The following is an 18703-nucleotide window of genomic DNA, read 5'->3' as shown; positions in this document are numbered from 1 at the left end:
GCCATGAACGAACCACTGCGATCCCTGCTCGAACTGCTCGACCTGGAGCCGATCGAACGGGACATCTTCCGGGGGGCCAGCCGCCCCGCCCTGGTGCCCAGGGTCTTCGGCGGCCAGGTCGCCGCCCAGGCACTGGTCGCGGCGGGCCGCACCGTGCCCGCGGAACGGCACGCGCACTCGCTGCACGCCTACTTCCTGCGCCCCGGCGACCCGGGCGCGCCGATCGTCTACGACGTCGACCGGATCCGCGACGGGCGCTCCTTCACCACCCGGCGGGTGGTGGCGATCCAGCACGGCCAGCCGATCTTCCATCTGTCGGCGTCATTCCAGACCTACGAGGAAGGGCTCGAACACCAGGAACCCATGCCGTCCGCGCCGGATCCCGAGTCGCTGCCGACCGCCGAGGAACTGCTGCCCCGGCACGCCGACCGGTTCCCCGACCCCACCGTGGTGGACCGGCTGCTGGAGGCCCGCGCCGCGGTCGACCTGCGGTACGCGGAGGATCCGCCGTTCCTCACCGCCGGGCAGCGCCGTGAGCCGCGCTCACAGGTTTGGTTCCGTACCCGCGGCAAACTGGACGACGATCCGCTGCTGCACGTCTGCCTGGCCACCTATGTGTCGGACATGACGCTGCTCGACTCGATCCTGCTGGCGCACGGCCGCGGCGGCTGGGCGGTCGGCGACGTGGTGGGCGCCAGCCTGGACCACGCCATGTGGTTCCACCGGCCGTTCCGCGCCGACGAATGGCTGCTGTACGACCAGCAGAGCCCGTCGGCGTCGGGAGGCCGCGGCCTGGGCACGGCACGGATCTACACCCAGGACGGGCGGCTGGCCGTCTCGGTGATCCAGGAGGGCCTGGTACGGGTGCCGCGCGCCGACTACTCGGCGAGCCCCGCGGCGGACAGCAGATAGGCGGTCATCGGCTCGTAGTGCTGCGGTGCCACATGGTCGTCCAGCGGCACGGTGACCAGCAGCGACCCCTCCGCCTCGCCGAGGAACAGCGCCGGGTCGTTGCAGTCCGCGTAGCCGGTCGCGTCGATGCCGCGCTGGCCCGCGCACCCGGCCCAGCCGTGGTCGGCCACCACCAGCTGAGGCAGCGGACGTCCCTCGCGCTCCATGGCGTCCAGGATCGCCGACATGGGGTCGGGGGAGTGGGTGTGCACCAGCGCGGCGGTGCGCAGCACCATGGCGACGCCGCCCATCTGCAGCACCCTGCCGTCGTCCGCGCGCAGGTCCCCGGGAATCTCGACGATCTCGCACCCCACGGCCCGCAGCGCGGCGGCCGTCGCAAGGTGGACGCCCAGTAGCCCACCCGGGTGTCCGGTGGCGAACAGCACCCGCTGCCTGCCGGCCGCGGCCTTGCGCAGCACGACTGCCATCCGGTCCAGCGCGTCGACGGTCAGCTCAGGGTCGATGGTGTCCTGCCCCGACCGGTGCGCCGGGTCGGCGACCACACCGCAGCGCTCGGTCATCACCTTCAGCACGGCGTCCTCGTCGGTCCAGCGGTCGCCGAGGTCCAGTCCCAGCCAGTAGTACCGGTTACCGGACGCCAACTCGCGGTAGTGCTCAAGGTTGTTCTCGCGACTGGTGGCGACGTTCCCGGCGATCCGGGTCCGTATGAGGTGGTCGATCAGGGCCTGGCGGGACGGGGTGCGAACTGTCGGCATACGACCCATTGTCTCGTGCCCGGGAACGGACGTACGACGAGCGGCCAATCGCAACGAAGGCGTGACCCTACCGAGTGGTTTATGGCAGTGGCCGCACAGAAGCGCGGCGCTCACACATAGCGCAGGGCGAACCACAGGTCGGCGCGCACCTCGGCGTCGTCCAGATCGGCGTCCAGCAGCGCCGCGGCCCGGGCGATGCGCTGCCGCACGGTGTTGCGGTGCACGCCGAGCGCCACGGCGGCTCGGTCCCAGCTGCCGTGCAGTGAGATCCAGGCGCGCAGGGTGTCGACCAGCGCCGGAGAGCCGGCCAGCGGCGCCAGCCGCGCCACCGCGTAGGCGCGCGCCTCCCCCTCAGCCACCAGCGAGGCGAAACCGGACCGCGCCGACCGGTGCCGCTCCAGTGCCGTTCGGTGGGCGACGGCCCGCCGCAACGCCGCCGAGGCCTGTGCGTCCGCCGTGGGCAGCGAGCCCGCCGGTACCGGCTCGCTGACCCCCAGCGTCCAGCCGGGCCGCGCGGTGACCCCGCGCCCCTCGGGCAGCAGTGCCCGCAGCGTGCCGTCGGCCGCGTCCACCAGCGCGGTGCCCAGGGCCGCCGCCAGCTCTCCGACGGCCCGCTCATCGGTGTCGGCGCCCCGGCGCCGGGCGTGCACCACCGTCCAGCGTCCCGCACCGTCCGCCGCCTCGGTGAGCAGCGCGACGGCCTTGTCCGGGGAGGCGCCCAGCAGCAGCCGGACCAGGGCCGCGGTGCGCCGCTCGTCGCCCGCGCCCCGGTAGGACCCGGTCAGCAACGAGAGCAGCACCGCGGCCATCGCCGCGATGGTCTGCTCGCGGAACTCCCGCCGCTCGGCGGCCAGCGCCAGCACCGGGCTGCCCTCCCCGGGGCCGCCTCCGGCCAGCGCGTAGGCGGCCAGCCGGGTGCCGCCGACCGCGTCCGTGGCGGACGCGGGGGCGCCCGGCCGGTCCGGTCGCACCACGGCGGCCAGTGCGTTGAGCGCGGCCCGCGCCTCGGGGCTCACCGGCGGCCCGGCCGCGTACAACTCGGCGCCCCGAGGATCGAGCAGCACGGCCCGCGCGTCCAGGTGGTGGGCGAGCTGGCGCAGTACGGCCGGTACCGGGTCCGGGCGGGCGGCGGCGGAGGCCAGCCCCTGCTGCGCCTCCGTGATCCGGCGCAGCTCCCGGTGCCGCGCCTCGGCCATCGCCTGCCACACGGCGCGCGCGACGGCCGTGAACGGCGTGCGTGGCGGCACTTCGAGCAGCGGCAGCCCGTGCCGTTCGCAGGCGGCCACCAGGGCGGGCGGCGTGGTGTCGTGCACCGGCGCCAGACCGAAGCCGAGGGCGGCGGCGCCCGCCTCCACGGTCCGCGCCACGTAGCGCTCCAGATACTCCCCGCCGGAACCGCCGCCTGCGACCGCGCTCCCCGTGCCGGAACCGCCGCTTCCGTCGGCTTCCCCAGCACCGGCCGCGCCCCCCGCGAAGTGCACCCCCGCGGTCAACAGCAGCTCGCCGCCGAGCAGATACGGCACCGGATCGGCCATCTCGCTGGTGTGCACCCAGTACACGAGGACCTCGTCCGGGGGCGGCCCGGCCACCTGCCGCAGCCCGAGGTCGGCGCGGAGCAGCAGCGATGACAGGGGAACCGCCGTGGTGGGAGGCGTCAGCTCCGGCATGGATGTTCCATCCACTTCAGTGGTTTCTTATGGATGAAACGTACACTTCAAGGTCATTCGGCGGCCACCTAGGGTCAACGCACGAATCGCTACCCCCGAAGTGGAGGCGTGCGCATGGCCCTGGATTACGTGGTGATCGCCGCATATCTGCTGGCCATGCTCGGCATGGGCTGGTGGGGCATGCGCCGGGCCCGGTCCAAGAGCGACTTCCTGGTGGCGGGCCGACGGCTCGGCCCGGTGATGTACTCCGGCACCATGGCGGCGATCGTGCTGGGCGGCGCCTCCACCATCGGCGGAGTCGGCCTCGGCTACCAGTACGGCCTGTCCGGCGCGTGGATGGTGTTCACCATCGGGCTCGGCCTGCTGGCGCTGAGCATCCTGTTCTCCGCGCGCATCGCCCGGCTGCGCGTCTACACGGTCTCCCAGATGCTGGACCTGCGGTACGGCGGCTCGGCAGGGGTCATCTCGGGCGTCGTGATGTGGGCGTACACCCTGATGCTCGCCGTCACCTCGACCATCGCCTACGCGACCATCTTCGACGTGCTGTTCGGCATCGACCGCACGCTGGCGATCGTGCTGGGCGGCGCGATCGTGGTCGCGTACTCCACACTCGGCGGCATGTGGTCGATCACCCTGACCGACATGGTGCAGTTCGTGGTCAAGACGATCGGGGTGCTGCTGCTCCTGCTGCCGATCGCGGTCGTCAAGGCGGGCGGCTTCGCGCGGATGCGGGCGGAGCTGCCGCACGAGTACTTCGCCCCGCTGGGCATCGGCGGGCAGACCGTCTTCACCTATGTGCTGATCTACACGTTCGGCATGCTGATCGGGCAGGACATCTGGCAGCGGGTGTTCACCGCGCGCAGCGACCGGGTGGCCAGGGCGGGCGGCACCGTCGCCGGTACATACTGTCTTCTGTACGCCCTCGCGGGGGCCGTCATAGGCACCGCGGCCAAGGTCCTGTACCCCCGGCTGACCAGCGCCGACGACGCCTTCGCGACGATCGTCAAGGACACCCTGCCGGTGGGCGTACGAGGACTGGTGCTGGCGGCGGCCCTGTCCGCCGTCATGTCCACGTCCTCCGGCGCGCTGATCGCCTGCGCCACGGTGGCCAACAACGACATCTGGGCACGGCTGCACGGCCGTTCGGCGCGCGCCGGAGGCGAGCACGACGAGGTGCGCGGCAACCGGATGTTCATCCTCGTGATGGGGCTGGCCGTGATCGGGATCGCGACCGCGCTCAACGACGTGGTGGAGGCGCTGACCGTCGCCTACAACCTCCTCGTCGGCGGGCTGCTGGTGCCGATCCTCGGCGGCCTGCTGTGGCGACGCGGCACCGGCGCGGGCGCGCTGGCGTCGGTCGCGGTGGGCGGCGTGACGGTGATCGGCCTGATGGCGTGGAAGGGCGTCCTCGCCAACGAGCCGGTCTACTGCGGGCTGTTGGCCTCGCTGGCCGCGTACGTGACCGTCAGCCTGGCCTCCAAGCCGACGGACGCGGACACGCTGGCCGTCTGGAAGGAACGGCTGACTGGGGCAAGCCCCCAGGAGGCGGTACAGCTTCATTAACCGGGGGCTTCACCCCCAAACCCCCACCGGGGCTTCGCCCCGGACCCCTCGGGCATCGCCCGCACCCCTGGGCCAGCCCAAAACCGTTGAGGAAGAAGGAAGTTCACCCCATGACCACCACCGAGCCGCGCGGTCCCGTCGACTCCTCGCGCGTACCCCGGTACGCGGGCCCCGCCACCTTCGCCCGGCTGCCCCGGCTGGACGAGGTCGGCACCGCAGACGTGGCCGTCGTGGGCGTCCCGTTCGACGCCGGCGTCTCCTACCGGCCCGGCGCCCGCTTCGGCGGCAACGCGATCCGCGAGGCCTCCCGGCTGCTGCGCCCGTACAACCCGGCACAGGACGCCTCGCCGTTCGCCCTCGCCCAGGTCGCCGACGCCGGTGACATCGCGGCCAACCCGTTCAACATCAACGAGGCCGTGGACACCATCGAGGCCGCCGCCGACGACCTGCTGGGCACCGGCGCCCGGCTGATGACGCTGGGCGGCGACCACACCATCGCGCTGCCCCTGCTGCGCGCCGTGGCCCGCAAGCACGGGCCCGTCGCGCTGCTGCACTTCGACGCGCACCTGGACACCTGGGACACCTACTTCGGTGCCGAGTACACCCACGGCACCCCGTTCCGCCGGGCCGTCGAGGAGGGCATCCTCGACACCTCCGCCCTCTCGCACGTGGGCACCCGCGGCCCGCTGTACGGCAAGCAGGACCTGGACGACGACGAGAAAATGGGCTTCGGCATCGTCACCTCGGCCGACGTCATGCGGCGCGGCGTGGACGAGGTCGCCCAGCAGCTGCGCGAGCGCATCGGCGACCGCCCGCTGTACATCTCCATCGACATCGACGTCCTGGACCCGGCGCACGCCCCCGGCACCGGCACTCCCGAGGCGGGTGGGCTGACCTCGCGCGAGCTGCTGGAGATCCTGCGCGCACTGGCCGGCTGCCACCTGGTCTCCGCCGACGTGGTGGAGGTCGCCCCGGCCTACGACCACGCCGAGATCACCTCGGTGGCGGCCTCGCACACCGCGTACGAGCTGACCACGATCATGTCCCGGCAGATCGCGGCCGCTCGATGACCGTGCGCAACGGCGGCGACCTGGTCGTCGAGTCGCTCACCGCGCTCGGCGCCACGACCGTGTTCGGGCTGCCCGGACAGCACGCGCTGGGCGCCTTCGACGCCCTGCGCAGGTCCCAACTGGCGTACGTCGGGCTGCGGGTGGAGAACAACGCGGGCTTCGCCGCCGACGCCTTCGCCCGTGTCACCGGCACCGCCGCGCCGTTGCTGGTCTCCACCGGGCCCGGCGCCCTGATGACGCTGGCCGCGCTCCAGGAGTCGGCGGCCGCGTCGGCGCCCGTCGTGGCCGTCGGCAGCCAGGTGCCGGTGGCCGGGCTCGGCGGCGGGCGCCATGGCTACCTGCACGAACTGGCCGACCAGAAGGCGTCGTTCCGCGACGTGGTGAAGTCCGTGCATCCGGTGCGCACCGCCTCGCAGATACCGTCGGCCATCGCCGCCGCCTGGGAGTCCGCGCTCACCGCGCCGTTCGGCCCGGTGTGGGTGGAGATCCCGCAGGACGTGCTGCTCGGCGCGGTGGACGTGCCGCCGGTCACCGCGCTGGAGGCGGCGCCTCGTCCGCTGCGCCCGCGACCTGAGCTGATCGCGGAGGCGGCGGCCCGGCTGTCGGCCGCCGAGCGGCCGGCGATCGTCGCGGGTGGCGGAGTCATCCGCTCCGGCGGTACGGCCGAACTCCTGGCGCTGGCCGAGAAGTTGGCCGCCCCGGTGGCCACCACCTTCGGCGGCAAGGGCGCGTTCCCCTGGGAACATCCGCTGTCCCTCCAGTCCTGGCTGGAGGACCGGCACACCACCGAGTTCCTGGCCGACGCCGACGTCCTGCTGGTGGTCGGCTCGGGCCTGGGCGAGCTGTCCTCGAACTACCACACGTTCCGGCCGCGCGGCCGGGTGATCCAGATCGAGGCGGACCTGGGCAAGCTGGAGTCCAACCATCCGGGACTGGGCATCCACTCCGACGCGGCGCTCGCACTGCGCGCGCTCGGCGAAGCCGTCGAGCGGCGCGACGATCCGGCCGCGCCGAAGGCCGCGGCCGAGTTGCTGGCGCGGGTCCGCGATCGGCTGGCCACCCAGGACCTGGACACCGAACAGGGCGTCGTGGCCGCGGTACGCCAGGCCCTGCCGCAGGACTCGCCCAGCTTCTGGGACATGACCATCCTCGCCTACTGGGCGTGGTCCGCCTGGCCGGGCCCGATGCACTCCGCCCAGGGCGCGGGCGGCCTCGGCTACGGCTTCCCGGCGGCCCTGGGCGCCGCCGCGGCGGACCGCGGCAGGCCCGTACTGGCCGTCTCCGGCGACGGCGGCGCCATGTACTCGATCGCCGAGCTGGCCACCGCCCGGCAGTACGACCTGCCGGTGACCTGGCTGATCGTGGACGACGGCGGTTACGGCATCCTGCGCGAGTACATGACCGACGCCTTCGGCGCGGCGACTGCCACCGAACTGTCCCGGCCCGACTTCGTCGCCCTCGCCGAGTCCTTCGGCGTCCCCGCGGTACGCACCACCACGGAACGCCTGGCGGCCGACCTCGGCGCGGCGCTGGCCAGCCCCGGTCCGTCCGTGGTCGTCCTCCCGGCGGTACTGCGGATGTTCGCGCCGACGCATCTGGCGGACGGCGGCTGATCCCGCTGGCGGTGGGTTTCCGGAGGCCACGCCGGTGCCGACCGCGCTGATGTCGGACCGTACGACTACTCTGTGTGCGGCGAGGAGGGCGGCATGCTGCTGAGGTTCCGTGTGGCGAACGTACGGTCCCTGCGCGATGAGCAGGAACTGTCCTTTGTCGTGCCCCCCGAAGAGGACGCCCCCGCGGCGCGATCAGTGAAACTGTCCGACGGCAGCACGGTCGAGGTCTTCCCCCTGGTGGGGATCTTCGGGGCCAACGCCTCGGGCAAGTCCAACGTGCTGGCCGCGCTGACCCAGATGCGCAACGCCGTCCTCAACTCCTATGCGCAGTGGACCTCTTACAAGGGCATTCCCCGGGAGTCGTTCGCCCTCGACGCCAAGTCGGTCGGGGAGAGTTCGTTCTACGAGGTCGACTTCGTCGGCGACGACGGCGTCCGCTGGACGTACGGCTTCGAGTTGGGGGAGCAGCGCGTCGAAGCCGAATGGCTGCACTCGTATCCGCGGGGCCGTCGGCAGGAGTGGCTGGACCGGGACGCCTCACGAGAGCAGGAGTTCGCGTTTCCCGGCAACCGGATCCACGACCGGGCCAGACTGGCCCGTACGACCCGGCCCAACGCCCTCTTCCTCTCCCGCGCCGCCACCGACAACCACCCCCAACTGTCCGTCCTCTACCGCTGGTTCAACGACAACCTCTGGCTGATCAACCCCGAGGACGACCGTGTCGCCCGTGAGGGCTTCACCACCGAGCAACTGCAGGGCCCCCGTAAGCAGCGGATCGAGGAACTCCTCAGCGTCGCGGATCTGGGCATCACCGGGGCCCGGGTGGAGCGGCGGCCGGACGGAACCCATCAAGTGGCCCTGCTGCACACCGCGGAATCCGGAGCCGTCACCGCGCTCGACTGGTCCCAGGAGTCGTTCGGCACCCGATCGTGGTTCGCGCTGCTGGGGCCGATGCTGCTCGCCCTGGACACCGGCGCCGTCCTGCTCGTCGACGAACTCGACTCAAGCCTGCACCCGCGGTTCGCCGCCGAAGTGGTGCGGATCTTCCATGATCCGCTGGTCAACCCGCACGGTGCGCAGTTGGCGTTCACATCCCATGATCCGTCGATGCTCAGCACTCCCAGCGGCGGTCGGCTGCTCGACGCGGGACAGGTATGGCTGACCGAGAAGGACGATCACGGGGCCACTGACCTGTATCCGCTGACCGCCGCCGAGCCGGGCGACGAGGAAGACCTCACCAAGTCCTATCTGGCAGGCGCCTTCGGCGCGGTGCCTGGTGTCATCGAGGGGCAGATCGGTCGTCGGCTCCTCGCCGTTCGTGAGAGGGAGGCAGAAGGTTCCTGATGGCGAGGACGAGGGGGAAGGACACACTGGCGCGGCCGAAGAGGGGCGGCAAGCGCAGGCGCATCGTCCATGTCTTCACGGAGGGCGCGGTCACCGAGCCCTCGTACATCGACATCCTCAAGAAGCACGGGACGCCCAAGGACGGATCGGTCACCGTCGAGGTCCACGTCGCCAACCTCAAGGCACCCGGCTCACAGCGCAAACCGATCAAGCTTGTCGAGGCCGGGACCAGGCTCATGGCCGAGCTGAAGCGTGACGCCAGACGCGCCAAGCTTCCGGAGGCCGAATGGCCGCAGGTGTGGTGCCTGTTCGACCGCGACGAGCACGACCAGATCGAGACCGCCCTGGCACAGGCCAACAGCGGTGGCGTTGGTGTCGCCTTCTCTCATCCCTGCTTCGAGCTGTGGCGGCTGCTGCACTACAAGCCCGTCACCGGCACGTTCAACGGGGTGTGCGACAGCGCGGCGAAAAAGCTGCCGTTCGCCGCCACCGACCCCAGCCCCAAGGTCGTGCGCGAGGAACAGGTCATCGACCGCTACGCGGAGGCGCGCAGACGCGCCGAGGCCCTGAACGCCCAGCACCCGGACCACACGCCCCGCGTCAAGCGCGACCCCTACACCGACGTGTGGAAGTTCGTCGAGGACGGCATGGGCATCGCCAGCTACTGACCGCGGTTCCCGGGTTCGCCGGATCGGTTTCTACCGGTGGCGGAATCGCCGTAAAGTTCCTGTGCACACGGGACAAGAGCACAGGGAGTCGTACGTGGCCAAGCTCACGCTCGCGCAGCTCGAACGCCACCTCTTCGCGGCGGCGGACATTCTGCGCGGCACGATGGATGCCGCCGAGTACAAGGACTACATCTTCGTCCTGATGTTTTTGAAGCGTGCCAACGACGAGTTCGAGGCCGCACGCAAACGGATCATTAATGAGGAACTGGCGAACGGCCTCCCGCAGGAGATGGCCGAGGCGTTGGTGAGGGTCTCCGACCCCTTCACCAAACGGAACATCCTCTACGTCCCGGAAGAGGCCCGCTGGGAGCGCCTCCTCGGAGCGGTGGACGAGGTCAATGACCAGTACCTGCAACCCGCGTTGCGGGAAATCGTGGCGAAGAACGGGCACCTCAGGCTCCAGGGCCTCTTCGACCATGTGAAGTTCAGCCGGATCGGCGGCGGTGGCGGCAGCGCGTCCGCCGCCAAGCTGGCCGACCAGCGGCTGAGAGCGCTGATCCAGCACTTCGACCGGCTGTCGCTCAGGGGCGAGGACTTCGAGTTCCCCGACATGATCGGTGCGGCGTACGAGTACCTGATCAAGGAGTTCGCGGACTCGGCGGGCAGCAAGGGCGGCGAGTTCTACACCCCGCGCTCGGTTGTGCGGATGATGGTCGAGCTGGCCCGCCCGAGCCAGTCCACCCGGATCTACGACCCGTGCGTCGGCTCCGGCGGCATGCTCATCCACGCCATGGAGTACGTCGACGAGCATGGCGGGGAGTCCCAGAACCTGTACCTGGCGGGACAGGATGCCAACAGCGGGTCCTGGGTCATGGCCACCATGAACATGTTGTTCCACGGCGTGCAGCACTTCGACCTGCGCACCGGGGACACGCTCACGCATCCGCTGCACCCCGTGGGCGACTTCGATCTCGTGCTCAGCAACCCGCCGTTCTCCATGGACTACAAGCTCGCGGAGATCAAGGACGCGGACCAGCGGATGCCGCACGGCAGGACATCGGAGCGCGGCAAGGCCGACCTGATGTTCCTCCAGCACATGCTGGCCATGGTCGGCAAGCGGGGCGGCACCGTCATCACGGTCATGCCGCACGGCGTGCTCTTCCGGGGCGGCGCGGAACGGGACATCCGGGCGGCGCTGTTGAAGGACGACCTGATCGAGGCCGTCATCGGCCTCGCGCCCAACCTCTTCTACGGGACCGGCATCCCGGCGTGCGTGCTGGTGCTGCGCGCGCCGGGGGTGAAGGTACGCAAGCGGCACGGCAAGGTGCTGTTCATCAACGCCGACCGTGAGTTCCACGCTGAGCGTGCGCAGAACGTGCTGCTGCCGGAGCACGTTGAAAAGATCGTCTCAACCTTCCACGCGGACGAGTTCCCCGACGCGGACTTCGCACGGATGGTCACCCGCGAGGAACTGGAGGAGAACGACTGGAACCTCAACATCCGCCGGTACGTGGACAACACTCCGCCGCCTGAGCCGCAGGATGTGCGGGCGCATCTGGAGGGCGGGGTTCCGCGCGCCGAGGTCGAGGCGAAGAAGGAGCTACTGGACTCCTACGGGATCGGCATCGGTGAGCTCTTCGCCGATGATGGTTCGGACTACCTCCAGTTTCCGATGGAGCCCGAGCGGGCTGACGCCGCGCGCCTTGCCGAACTGGCCGAGCCGCGTGAGGCCGCGCTGCGCGATGCCTTCGAGCGGTGGTGGTCGCAGGAGGCAGAAACGATCGCAGCGCTTGCCCCGGTGGAGGGCGACGACCGCACCACCTCGGAGCGGCGCGGTCAACTGGTCCGGGTGCGGGCTGATTTGCTGGAGTCGTTCGGCTCGGAACTGGGCCGGATCGGCCTGCTCGACCGTTACGCGCTGTCCGGCGCGATTGCCGGTTGGTGGCAGGCGGCCAAGTACGAGCTGATGGCACTGGCGGGGAACGGCTTCGGCGGTGTGGTCGACGGCTGGGTCGAAACGGTCCAGACGGCGCTGGCACCCGAGCCGGATCCGCGTACGGGCAAGGAGCGCAAGCGCTCGGGCGCCGAGCGGCGGCAGGCGTACGACCACAAGGTGGTCGCGGCGATCGTCCCCGAGTTCCTGGCGGAACTCGCGGCGGCGGACGCCCGCAAGGCGGACCTGGACGCGAAGTGGAAGGCGGCGCAGGCCGCAGAGGCCGCAGAGGCCGCCGAAGGCGGCGAGGCTGACGGCGAGGGCGAGTCCGAGACCGAATCAGCGGAACCCGCGCTTACCGAAGACGAGTTGGACCAACTGAAGAAGCAGCGCACGAAGGCGAACGCGCTCGTCAAGCAGTTGGAAGCGGACTTCTGGTATCCGTGGCCTCCCGCAGGCCAGCCGACACTGGGCGAGGAGCCACCGCGCTTGTTCCGGGCCCGGGAGGCGCTCGACGCGCAGGCGGAGCGTCGGGTCGTACTCGGGGTGCTGAAGGATGACCTGGCAGCCAAGCTGGAGGGGCATATCGCCCGGCGGCGGCGGGAGTTGATCGCGGCGGTGCGGGTGTGGGACGACAAGTACGCGGTGTCGCTGCGGGACATTGAGGCGCGGCGGACTGAGGCTGCTGAGCGCTTCGACATGTTCATGAGGGAGCTTGGCTATGCGTGATCTATATCGCCCCTTGGATGAACTCGTGGTTCAGTCGCGGCAGGTAGTAAGTGCCAGCAAGAATGGGGATTTGCCGTACGTTGGTCTGGAACATCTTGAACCAGGGTGCTCGACACTGACGGAAATGGGAAGTCCCGAAGACTCGGTGAGCGCTAACGGTGTTTTTCGTCCGGGGGACGTACTCTTCGGCAAGCTGCGCCCAAACCTGAGAAAGTGCGTACTCTCAGATCGCGACGGCTACTGCTCGACGGACATCATGGTCCTCCGCGCCAGGGAAGGTATCGAACCGGCTTACGCGGGATGGGTCCTACGCTCCGAGCGGGTTGTCGCCGAAGCGGTCCGCACTGCGGAGGGGACTAAAATGCCGCGAACTTCCTGGTCTCGGTTGAAGTGTCTGCGTGTGTTTGCCCCGCCCATGCCTGAGCAACGGCGAATCGTCGAGGTGCTCGACGCCGTGGCCGAGACTGAGCGATCTATCGAAGCTTCGATGCAGAAGCTGAGAACTCTACGTGCAGGAGTCCTGGAAGAGCTTTCCGCCTTTGAAGTGACCGAACTCGGCCAGGTTCTGGCGTCGGGGCCAAAGAACGGCTTGTATAAGCCTGGATCCGCCTACGGCGCCGAGGGGACACCCATCGTGCGCATCAACAGTTTTGAGGGAGGCCCCTCCGACTTGACTCGCGGCCTGTTGCGAATCGCAGCGACTGGGCGGGAAATCCGTCAGTATGGGATCCAGTCGGGAGACATCCTTATCAACCGAGTGAACACACCTGAATTGGTGGGTAAGTCCACTGCGGTTGCGAGGCTTAACGAGCCAACTGTATTCGAGTCGAACGTCATGCGATGTACGCTCAATCCAGAAAGAGCTCTGCCCGGATTTACTGAGGCGTGGTTGGGCACTGCGACCGTGAAGGCGCATTTTCTGCGCCGCGCCAAGAGCGCGGTGTCTCAAGCAAGCATCAACCGAAGCGATGTTCTGAGTTGTCCTTTTCCGGTGGCTGATGTGGCTGAGCAACGGGAGTTCCTTCGGCGGCTCGATGCCGTTGACTCTCAGTGCTCTGCTGGCGCCGAGGAACTCCTCAAACTGCGAAAGCTCAAGCGAGGGCTTGCGGATGATCTGTTGACGGCACGTGTACGGATCAACGGATTCGCCTGAACAGGTCATCAGTTCTGGTCAGGAGTAGCGGCCAGCCTTCACGTCGCGTATGAAGGCGGTCCATGCCTCGGCGGAGAAGAGTAGGGTGTGGCCTTCGGGGTCCTTGCTGTCGCGAAGGGGGACCACGCCGGGGAACCCGTCGGCGACCTCTACGCAGTTGCCGCCGTTGTTGGAGCTGTAACTGCTCTTGCGCCAAGCGGCACCCCGCGGGCTGGATTCGCTGGTTATCACTTCAGGTCCTTCATGATTTTGACGATGAGGTCAATCGATGAGTCGGGCGACAAGGCGATGGCCCGCAACAGATCATAGGTGTGGTGAGCTGTCGCCAACGTCGCGGGCTCGCCACGGAGTTCGCCTTGGCAGAAGCCGTCAACATAGAGTACGTCCGACCCTTCAGTGAACGATAGGCATGCGAAGGGGTGGTAGGCGGCGTGAGTACGTACGTTGGCAGGCACCACCTGTACAACGATTCGGGGGATTTCCGAGGCCTGGAGCAGCCGCGCGAGTTGTGCGTGCATGACGGACGGGCCGCCGAAGTTCGCGCGGAGCGCGTTTTCATCCATGATCGCCCACAGGCGCGGCGGAGCGTCCCCGGTGAGGACGCGCTGCCGGTTTAGCCGTGCCGCGACCAACTCCTCGACCTTGTCGGGTCGTCCTCCTGCGAAGAGCGCCCTCGCGTACTCCTCTGTCTGAAGCAGGCCCGGCACCACCCGGTTTTCGAACGACCGAATGGCCGTCGCCTGTTCCTCCAGTTCCACGAACGGTCGGAACCACGCCGGATACGCGTACTTGATCACCAGCGGCCACAGGCGTGCGAAGTGGCCGCCCGTGTTCAGGGCCGCATCCGTGGCCACTGCCAGTTCCTCGCTCGGTACCCTCTGCGCCGCCTCGATCTTGCACAGGAGCGACGGAGTGCAGAAGACCAGCTTCGCCAGCCGCGCCTGCGACATCTTCGCCTCGGTCCGGATCCGCCGCTGCTCCGCTCCGTAGAACGTGAGCATCGAGGATGCCGAGTCCAGGTCAACCTCCAGCTCAGTGGCCACAGTTACGCAGACCCTCCCCTTGACAAGTGCTGTGTCACTACTCGGCCCCTGCCGAGCGTAGCGCCGATCGGTCAGCCTTTGGATACACAAAGTCATAACTCGCTCACGCAGCGACCGAGACAACGGAAGGCGCACATATGTACAGCACCCCCCACGACGCGCTTCGCATCGGCAAACGTGCGGCCGAGGACCTGGCCGACGCGTTGAGGCTCGTGGGCTTCGTTCTGCCGTCACTAAACGGCGAGTTCCCCCTCACCGGAGTCCCGCAGGTACGGCTCGGCAGCCTGTCGGCGAAGGAGGCCCACCGGCTGGCGGCGTGGATCCGGGACCACGGATGAGCGTTTCCGGACACGAGGGCCACGACGACCACGAGGGACCGCCCCGGATGACGTTGCGGGTGTACCGCATCGATCCGCACGGCGGCCTCGTCACTGACGTGTCGTCGTCCGAAGTGAGGGTCGGGGACAGGCCGCAGGAGTTCAACCCGTTCGCGTTCCCACCGTGCGAGTGCCGCCGTTGCCGGGCCGAGCGCCAGGAGGACCAGGCGCAGACAGCGGCGGCGCTGCGGCGCCTGTCCCGATGAGGCAGGCGCCCCAGGCCACTTCGTGACCCCGGGTGTGCGTCCCGTACCCCCTCGCGCACAATGGACCGACTGATGGATCGGTCGGAGGGGCGCGGGCGATGGTGGTTGCGGTCGAGCGGGAAGAGGTGGAGCGGCCGTTCGTCGAGCAGCTGAAGGCGATGGGCTGGACCCACGTCCACGGGCCCGATCTGAAGCAGGAGCGGCGCGAGTACGAGGACGTATTACTCACCCAACGGCTCACCGAGGCCCTCAAGCGCGTTAACCTCCACAACGGTTCGCCCTGGATGACGGACTCCAACGCGGCCCGCGCCATCGGCCAACTGGGCGCGGTCTCCACCGGTGAGCGCGGACTGCTCGGCGCCAATCTCGCTTCCACCGACACGCTGCTGCACGGCGCGCAGATCCCCGGTCATCCGACGCTCCACGGCGATGACGAGACGCACGTCCAGTACATCGACTGGCGGATCGATGACGAGCCCGAGCTGATCACCGAACGCAATGACTTCCTCGTCGTGGACCAACTGGAAGTGCGCACTCGGGGCGGGGAGAGGTCCGTCCTCGACCTTGTCCTGTTCGTCAACGGCATTCCGCTCGCCGTCGTGGAGTGCAAGAGCCCGCACGGCAGTGACCCGCTCGGGCTGGCGATCCGGGATCTGCGCGCGTACACCGGCGAACCGCTCGACTACGACGAGCGCGACACCCGGGATGTCCCCTGCGGTGTCCCCGACCTGTTCAGGACGGTCCAACTTCTCATCGCCGCCACCGGGGAGACCGCGCACCTGGGCACCATCTCCTCCAGTGAGGAGCACTTCGCCGCATGGCGCAGCATCGAGCCTGAGCAAGAGGGCACGCTGCGCCACGAGTTGAGGCAGGCGAAACTCCTCGGCCCCACCCCTGACGGCGAGGCCCCGCCACCCCTGACCGAGCAGCAGAAGCTGATCGGCGTCGTACTGCGCCCGGCGAACCTGCTCAACATCGTCCGCCACTACGTCCTCGCGCTTCCGCTCAAGGACGGCGGCGAGGTCAAGACGGTCTGCCGACACCAGCAGTTCCGCGCCGTTGAGAAGGCCCTGTGCAAGCTGCGCACCGGCCGGACCCGGCTCGACCCAGGGCCCGACACGGACGATCGCGGCGGTGTCATCTGGCACACGCAGGGCTCGGGCAAGAGCCTCACCATGGCGTTCCTCGCCCGACGGCTGCACATGCACAAGGACCCGGCGCTCAATCTGTTCACGATCGTCGTGGTCACGGACCGCACCCAGTTGCAGGACCAACTCTCCGCCGCCGTAAGGATCAGCGGCAGCGAGGTGCAGATCGGGGAGACACAGTCCCAGGTCGAAGGGCTGCTGCGGGGCGGCGGCCGTCGCGTCGTCTTCGCGATGATCCAGAAGTACGGCGGCGGTGGGCGCTTCTCCTTCGCCAGGGACGCGAACGAGGACGGCGACGACCGTGATCTCGCGTCGGAGTTGCGGGCCGGGGAGGAGCGGCCTGAGGCCGTCGCGCGGCCCACCTTCCCGCGGTGCAACGAGTCGACCCGGATCCTCGTCCTGATCGACGAGGCACACCGCTCGCACACCTCCGTACTTCACGCCTGCCTGCGCGAGGCCGTACCGAACGCCGCGCGTATCGGTTTCACCGGTACACCGATCATGCGCGGCAGGCTGGAGGACACCGGGCGGATCTTCGGTATCGAGCCGAGCGGGCGGTTCCTGGACGAGTACCGGATGGACGAGGCGGAGCGGGACGGCGTCGTCGTCCGGGTGCGGTACGAGGGCCGTACCGGTGAGGGCGCGGTACGCGAAGGCGCCGCTCTGGACCGCAAGTTCGACGACCTGGTCAGGCGCCGCAGCCCGCAGGAGCAGGCGGCGCTCGCCCGACGGTGGAGCAGGCCCACTGAGCGGGATGTCGCCGAGTCCGTACCGATGATCCGGGCCAAGGCCGCCGACATGCTGGAGCACTGGGTGACGACCGTGCTCACCGGCGGCTTCAAGGCCCAGGTCGCGGCGGTCAGCCGGGAGGCCGCCGTGCGCTACCGGTACGCACTGCGGGACGCTCGGGACGAACTGCTGCAGCGTGTCGAAGGATTCGACCCGGATTCACTGAGGGGGCGAGCCCCGGAGAAGCTGGACCGTGACGAACTGCTGCTGCTACGGGCCTGGCAGTACCGGCACGTGCTGCGCCGGATCGACTTCGTACCTGTGATCTCGGCCGGTGCGGAGAAGAAGGAGATGCGCTGGCTGGAGTGGACCGACCAGGCACGGCAGGCGAAGCACATCGAGCGGTTTCTGGAGGACATCCCGCAGTTGCCGCCGGACAACCCCTGGGCGGCGGCCGGAAGTTCGGCCCCCGTGACCACGGCTTCGCCATCCCGGCCCACCGGGCTTCCGTGGAGCAGCCCGCCCATGGGGCAGGTCGGTGCCGTCAACCGCGGTGGTGAGGGCGAGGAGCCCGTCATCGTGTTCCTCATCGTCAAGTCGATGCTCCTGACCGGCTTCGACGCGCCGATCGAGCAGGTGCTGTACCTGGACCGCCCGATCCGTGACGCCGAACTGCTCCAGGCGGTCGCCCGCGTCAACCGTCCAGCGCCCGCCAAGAGCGGCGGCTACGTGGTCGACTACCACGGGGTGTTCGAGAACCTCGCCGAGACTCTTGCCGGGTACCGGGACGACGCGCCCGTGGTCAGCAGTGTGCCCAACGTCAGATCCGACGTGCCCGAGATGAAGCGGGCGGCCGAGGAAGTCGAGACGTTCCTGGCGCGCCTTGGCATCGGCGACACCGGCCGGCCCAGCGAGATCGCCGAGGCACTGTTCGCGTTCCACGACGAGGGCGACCGCTACGCCTTCGACGAGTTGCTGGGCGAGTTCCTGCGATCCGTGGAGCGGGTGCTGCCGCACGAGGCCGCGCTGGTTCACATTCCCGCGGCCCGCCGCTGGGCGCTGTTGCAAAAGCGCCTCCGCCGCCACTACCGGGACGCGCCTGGCGGCACCTTCACGCTTCGCGGGTACGGCCGCAAGGTGCGGGCGATGATCGCCGAGCACCTGGAGATGCCCGAGATTGAGCAGGTCATTCCACCGGTCTCGATCACTTCCGAGGCTTTCGATGATGCCGTACGCGCCATTCCCGAGCCGCGCGTGGCGGCGGCTGAGATGAGGCACGCGCTCCGCTTCCACCTGGAGGAGCGGGTCAAGCGAGAGGACCCCGCGAAGTACACCTCACTGTCGAAGGCCCTGGAGGACGTACTGCGCGAGTTGCACGGCCGCTTCGAGGAGCAGTGCGAGCGGCTGCAAGAGCTCATCGAGGAAGCCCGCAGGGAAGAAGCGGACGATCCACGTCTGGCAGGTCTCAGTGTCATGGAGCAGCGGGTGCACAACCAGCTTGAGGACCGGCTGAGCGGTCACCCGGCCTTTGACGCGCCTGATCCCGAGCTGCTGCGACGGCTGTCGGTCGGAGTGTGCGACGTCATCACCCAGACGGTCGGCAGGGTGACGTACCTGGGACGGAGCGAGAACGTCCACTCTCTTGCGGCAGAGATCTTCTATCAGCTGATCAACGACGGGCTGATGCCGAAGGAAGCGGACTTCGCACCGCTACAGGAACTGTCACAGTTCCTGGCTGGCTTCGCGGAGGACAACCGGTCCTGGTTCACCCGCCGGGGACGGGCACAATAGTT

At 69.1% G+C, this 18703-nt stretch carries 15 protein-coding genes; 11 read left to right on the top strand and 4 right to left on the bottom strand.

Going from position 1 to position 18703, the window contains the following annotated elements; all coding sequences use genetic code 11:
* The first annotated feature begins 3 nt into the window (after positions 1 to 3).
* Complete coding sequence (gene tesB / locus P3G67_RS29860; protein ID WP_276096273.1) at positions 4 to 912, top strand: acyl-CoA thioesterase II; 909 nt, start codon at positions 4 to 6, stop codon at positions 910 to 912.
* On the opposite strand, the gene P3G67_RS29855 is transcribed toward tesB, so the two are convergent.
* Together P3G67_RS29855 and P3G67_RS29850 are read right to left on the bottom strand one after the other, a co-directional pair.
* Entirely contained in the window at positions 879 to 1676 is a 798-nt protein-coding gene (locus P3G67_RS29855) for a phosphatase (protein ID WP_276096272.1), read from the bottom strand. The two genes, tesB and P3G67_RS29855, sit on opposite strands and share 34 nt — an antisense overlap.
* Positions 1677 to 1777: 101 nt before the next feature.
* Positions 1778 to 3334: a PucR family transcriptional regulator gene (locus P3G67_RS29850; RefSeq protein ID WP_276096271.1), complete on the bottom strand. Its 1557-nt coding sequence runs from the start codon at positions 3332 to 3334 to the stop codon at positions 1778 to 1780.
* Between the two features lie 114 nt (positions 3335 to 3448).
* On the opposite strand from P3G67_RS29850, the gene P3G67_RS29845 reads away from it, so the two are divergent.
* The 7 genes from P3G67_RS29845 to P3G67_RS29815 all read left to right on the top strand — a co-directional run bounded on the left by P3G67_RS29845 (position 3449) and on the right by P3G67_RS29815 (position 13407).
* Positions 3449 to 4897 (top strand): sodium:solute symporter, encoded by a 1449-nt coding sequence (locus P3G67_RS29845; protein WP_276096270.1) that lies wholly within the window; start codon positions 3449 to 3451, stop codon positions 4895 to 4897.
* Between the two features lie 110 nt (positions 4898 to 5007).
* Positions 5008 to 5967, top strand: a complete 960-nt coding sequence (speB, locus tag P3G67_RS29840) for an agmatinase (RefSeq protein WP_269859285.1) — start codon at positions 5008 to 5010, stop codon at positions 5965 to 5967.
* On the top strand, positions 5964 to 7580 hold the full coding sequence (locus tag P3G67_RS29835; RefSeq protein ID WP_276096269.1) for a thiamine pyrophosphate-binding protein: 1617 nt from the start codon (positions 5964 to 5966) through the stop codon (positions 7578 to 7580). The genes speB and P3G67_RS29835 overlap by 4 nt, the downstream gene beginning before the upstream one ends.
* A 93-nt stretch (positions 7581 to 7673) precedes the next feature.
* Positions 7674 to 8924, top strand: a complete 1251-nt coding sequence (locus tag P3G67_RS29830) for an AAA family ATPase (protein WP_276096268.1) — start codon at positions 7674 to 7676, stop codon at positions 8922 to 8924.
* A complete protein-coding gene (locus P3G67_RS29825) occupies positions 8924 to 9592 on the top strand; it encodes an RloB family protein (RefSeq protein ID WP_276096267.1) in 669 nt (222 codons plus the stop codon). Before P3G67_RS29830 ends, P3G67_RS29825 begins: the two co-directional genes overlap by 1 nt.
* A gap of 94 nt (positions 9593 to 9686) precedes the next feature.
* Entirely contained in the window at positions 9687 to 12254 is a 2568-nt protein-coding gene (locus P3G67_RS29820) for a type I restriction-modification system subunit M (protein ID WP_276096266.1), read from the top strand.
* Positions 12247 to 13407: a restriction endonuclease subunit S gene (locus tag P3G67_RS29815; protein WP_276096265.1), complete on the top strand. Its 1161-nt coding sequence runs from the start codon at positions 12247 to 12249 to the stop codon at positions 13405 to 13407. The genes P3G67_RS29820 and P3G67_RS29815 overlap by 8 nt, the downstream gene beginning before the upstream one ends.
* A gap of 18 nt (positions 13408 to 13425) precedes the next feature.
* Here the strand turns inward: P3G67_RS29815 and P3G67_RS29810 are convergent, their stop codons facing one another.
* A complete protein-coding gene (locus P3G67_RS29810; protein ID WP_276096264.1) occupies positions 13426 to 13638 on the bottom strand; it encodes a DUF397 domain-containing protein in 213 nt (70 codons plus the stop codon).
* Positions 13635 to 14450, bottom strand: coding sequence for a helix-turn-helix domain-containing protein (locus P3G67_RS29805; protein WP_276096263.1), 816 nt, complete (start codon positions 14448 to 14450; stop codon positions 13635 to 13637). The genes P3G67_RS29810 and P3G67_RS29805 overlap by 4 nt, the downstream gene beginning before the upstream one ends.
* Positions 14451 to 14587: 137 nt before the next feature.
* On the opposite strand from P3G67_RS29805, the gene P3G67_RS29800 reads away from it, so the two are divergent.
* From P3G67_RS29800 to P3G67_RS29790, 3 genes are all read left to right on the top strand, one after another.
* Complete coding sequence (locus P3G67_RS29800; RefSeq protein ID WP_276096262.1) at positions 14588 to 14788, top strand: hypothetical protein; 201 nt, start codon at positions 14588 to 14590, stop codon at positions 14786 to 14788.
* A complete protein-coding gene (locus tag P3G67_RS29795) occupies positions 14785 to 15033 on the top strand; it encodes a hypothetical protein (protein ID WP_276096261.1) in 249 nt (82 codons plus the stop codon). The genes P3G67_RS29800 and P3G67_RS29795 overlap by 4 nt, the downstream gene beginning before the upstream one ends.
* A gap of 98 nt (positions 15034 to 15131) precedes the next feature.
* A complete protein-coding gene (locus P3G67_RS29790; RefSeq protein ID WP_276096260.1) occupies positions 15132 to 18701 on the top strand; it encodes a type I restriction endonuclease subunit R in 3570 nt (1189 codons plus the stop codon).
* The last annotated feature ends 2 nt before the right edge of the window (positions 18702 to 18703 follow it).

Origin of the sequence: Streptomyces silvisoli (assembly GCF_029269905.1) — a bacterium.
Taxonomy (GTDB): Bacteria; Actinomycetota; Actinomycetes; order Streptomycetales; family Streptomycetaceae; genus Streptantibioticus_A; species Streptantibioticus_A silvisoli_A.
This window is presented reverse-complemented; position numbering and strand designations above follow the sequence as displayed.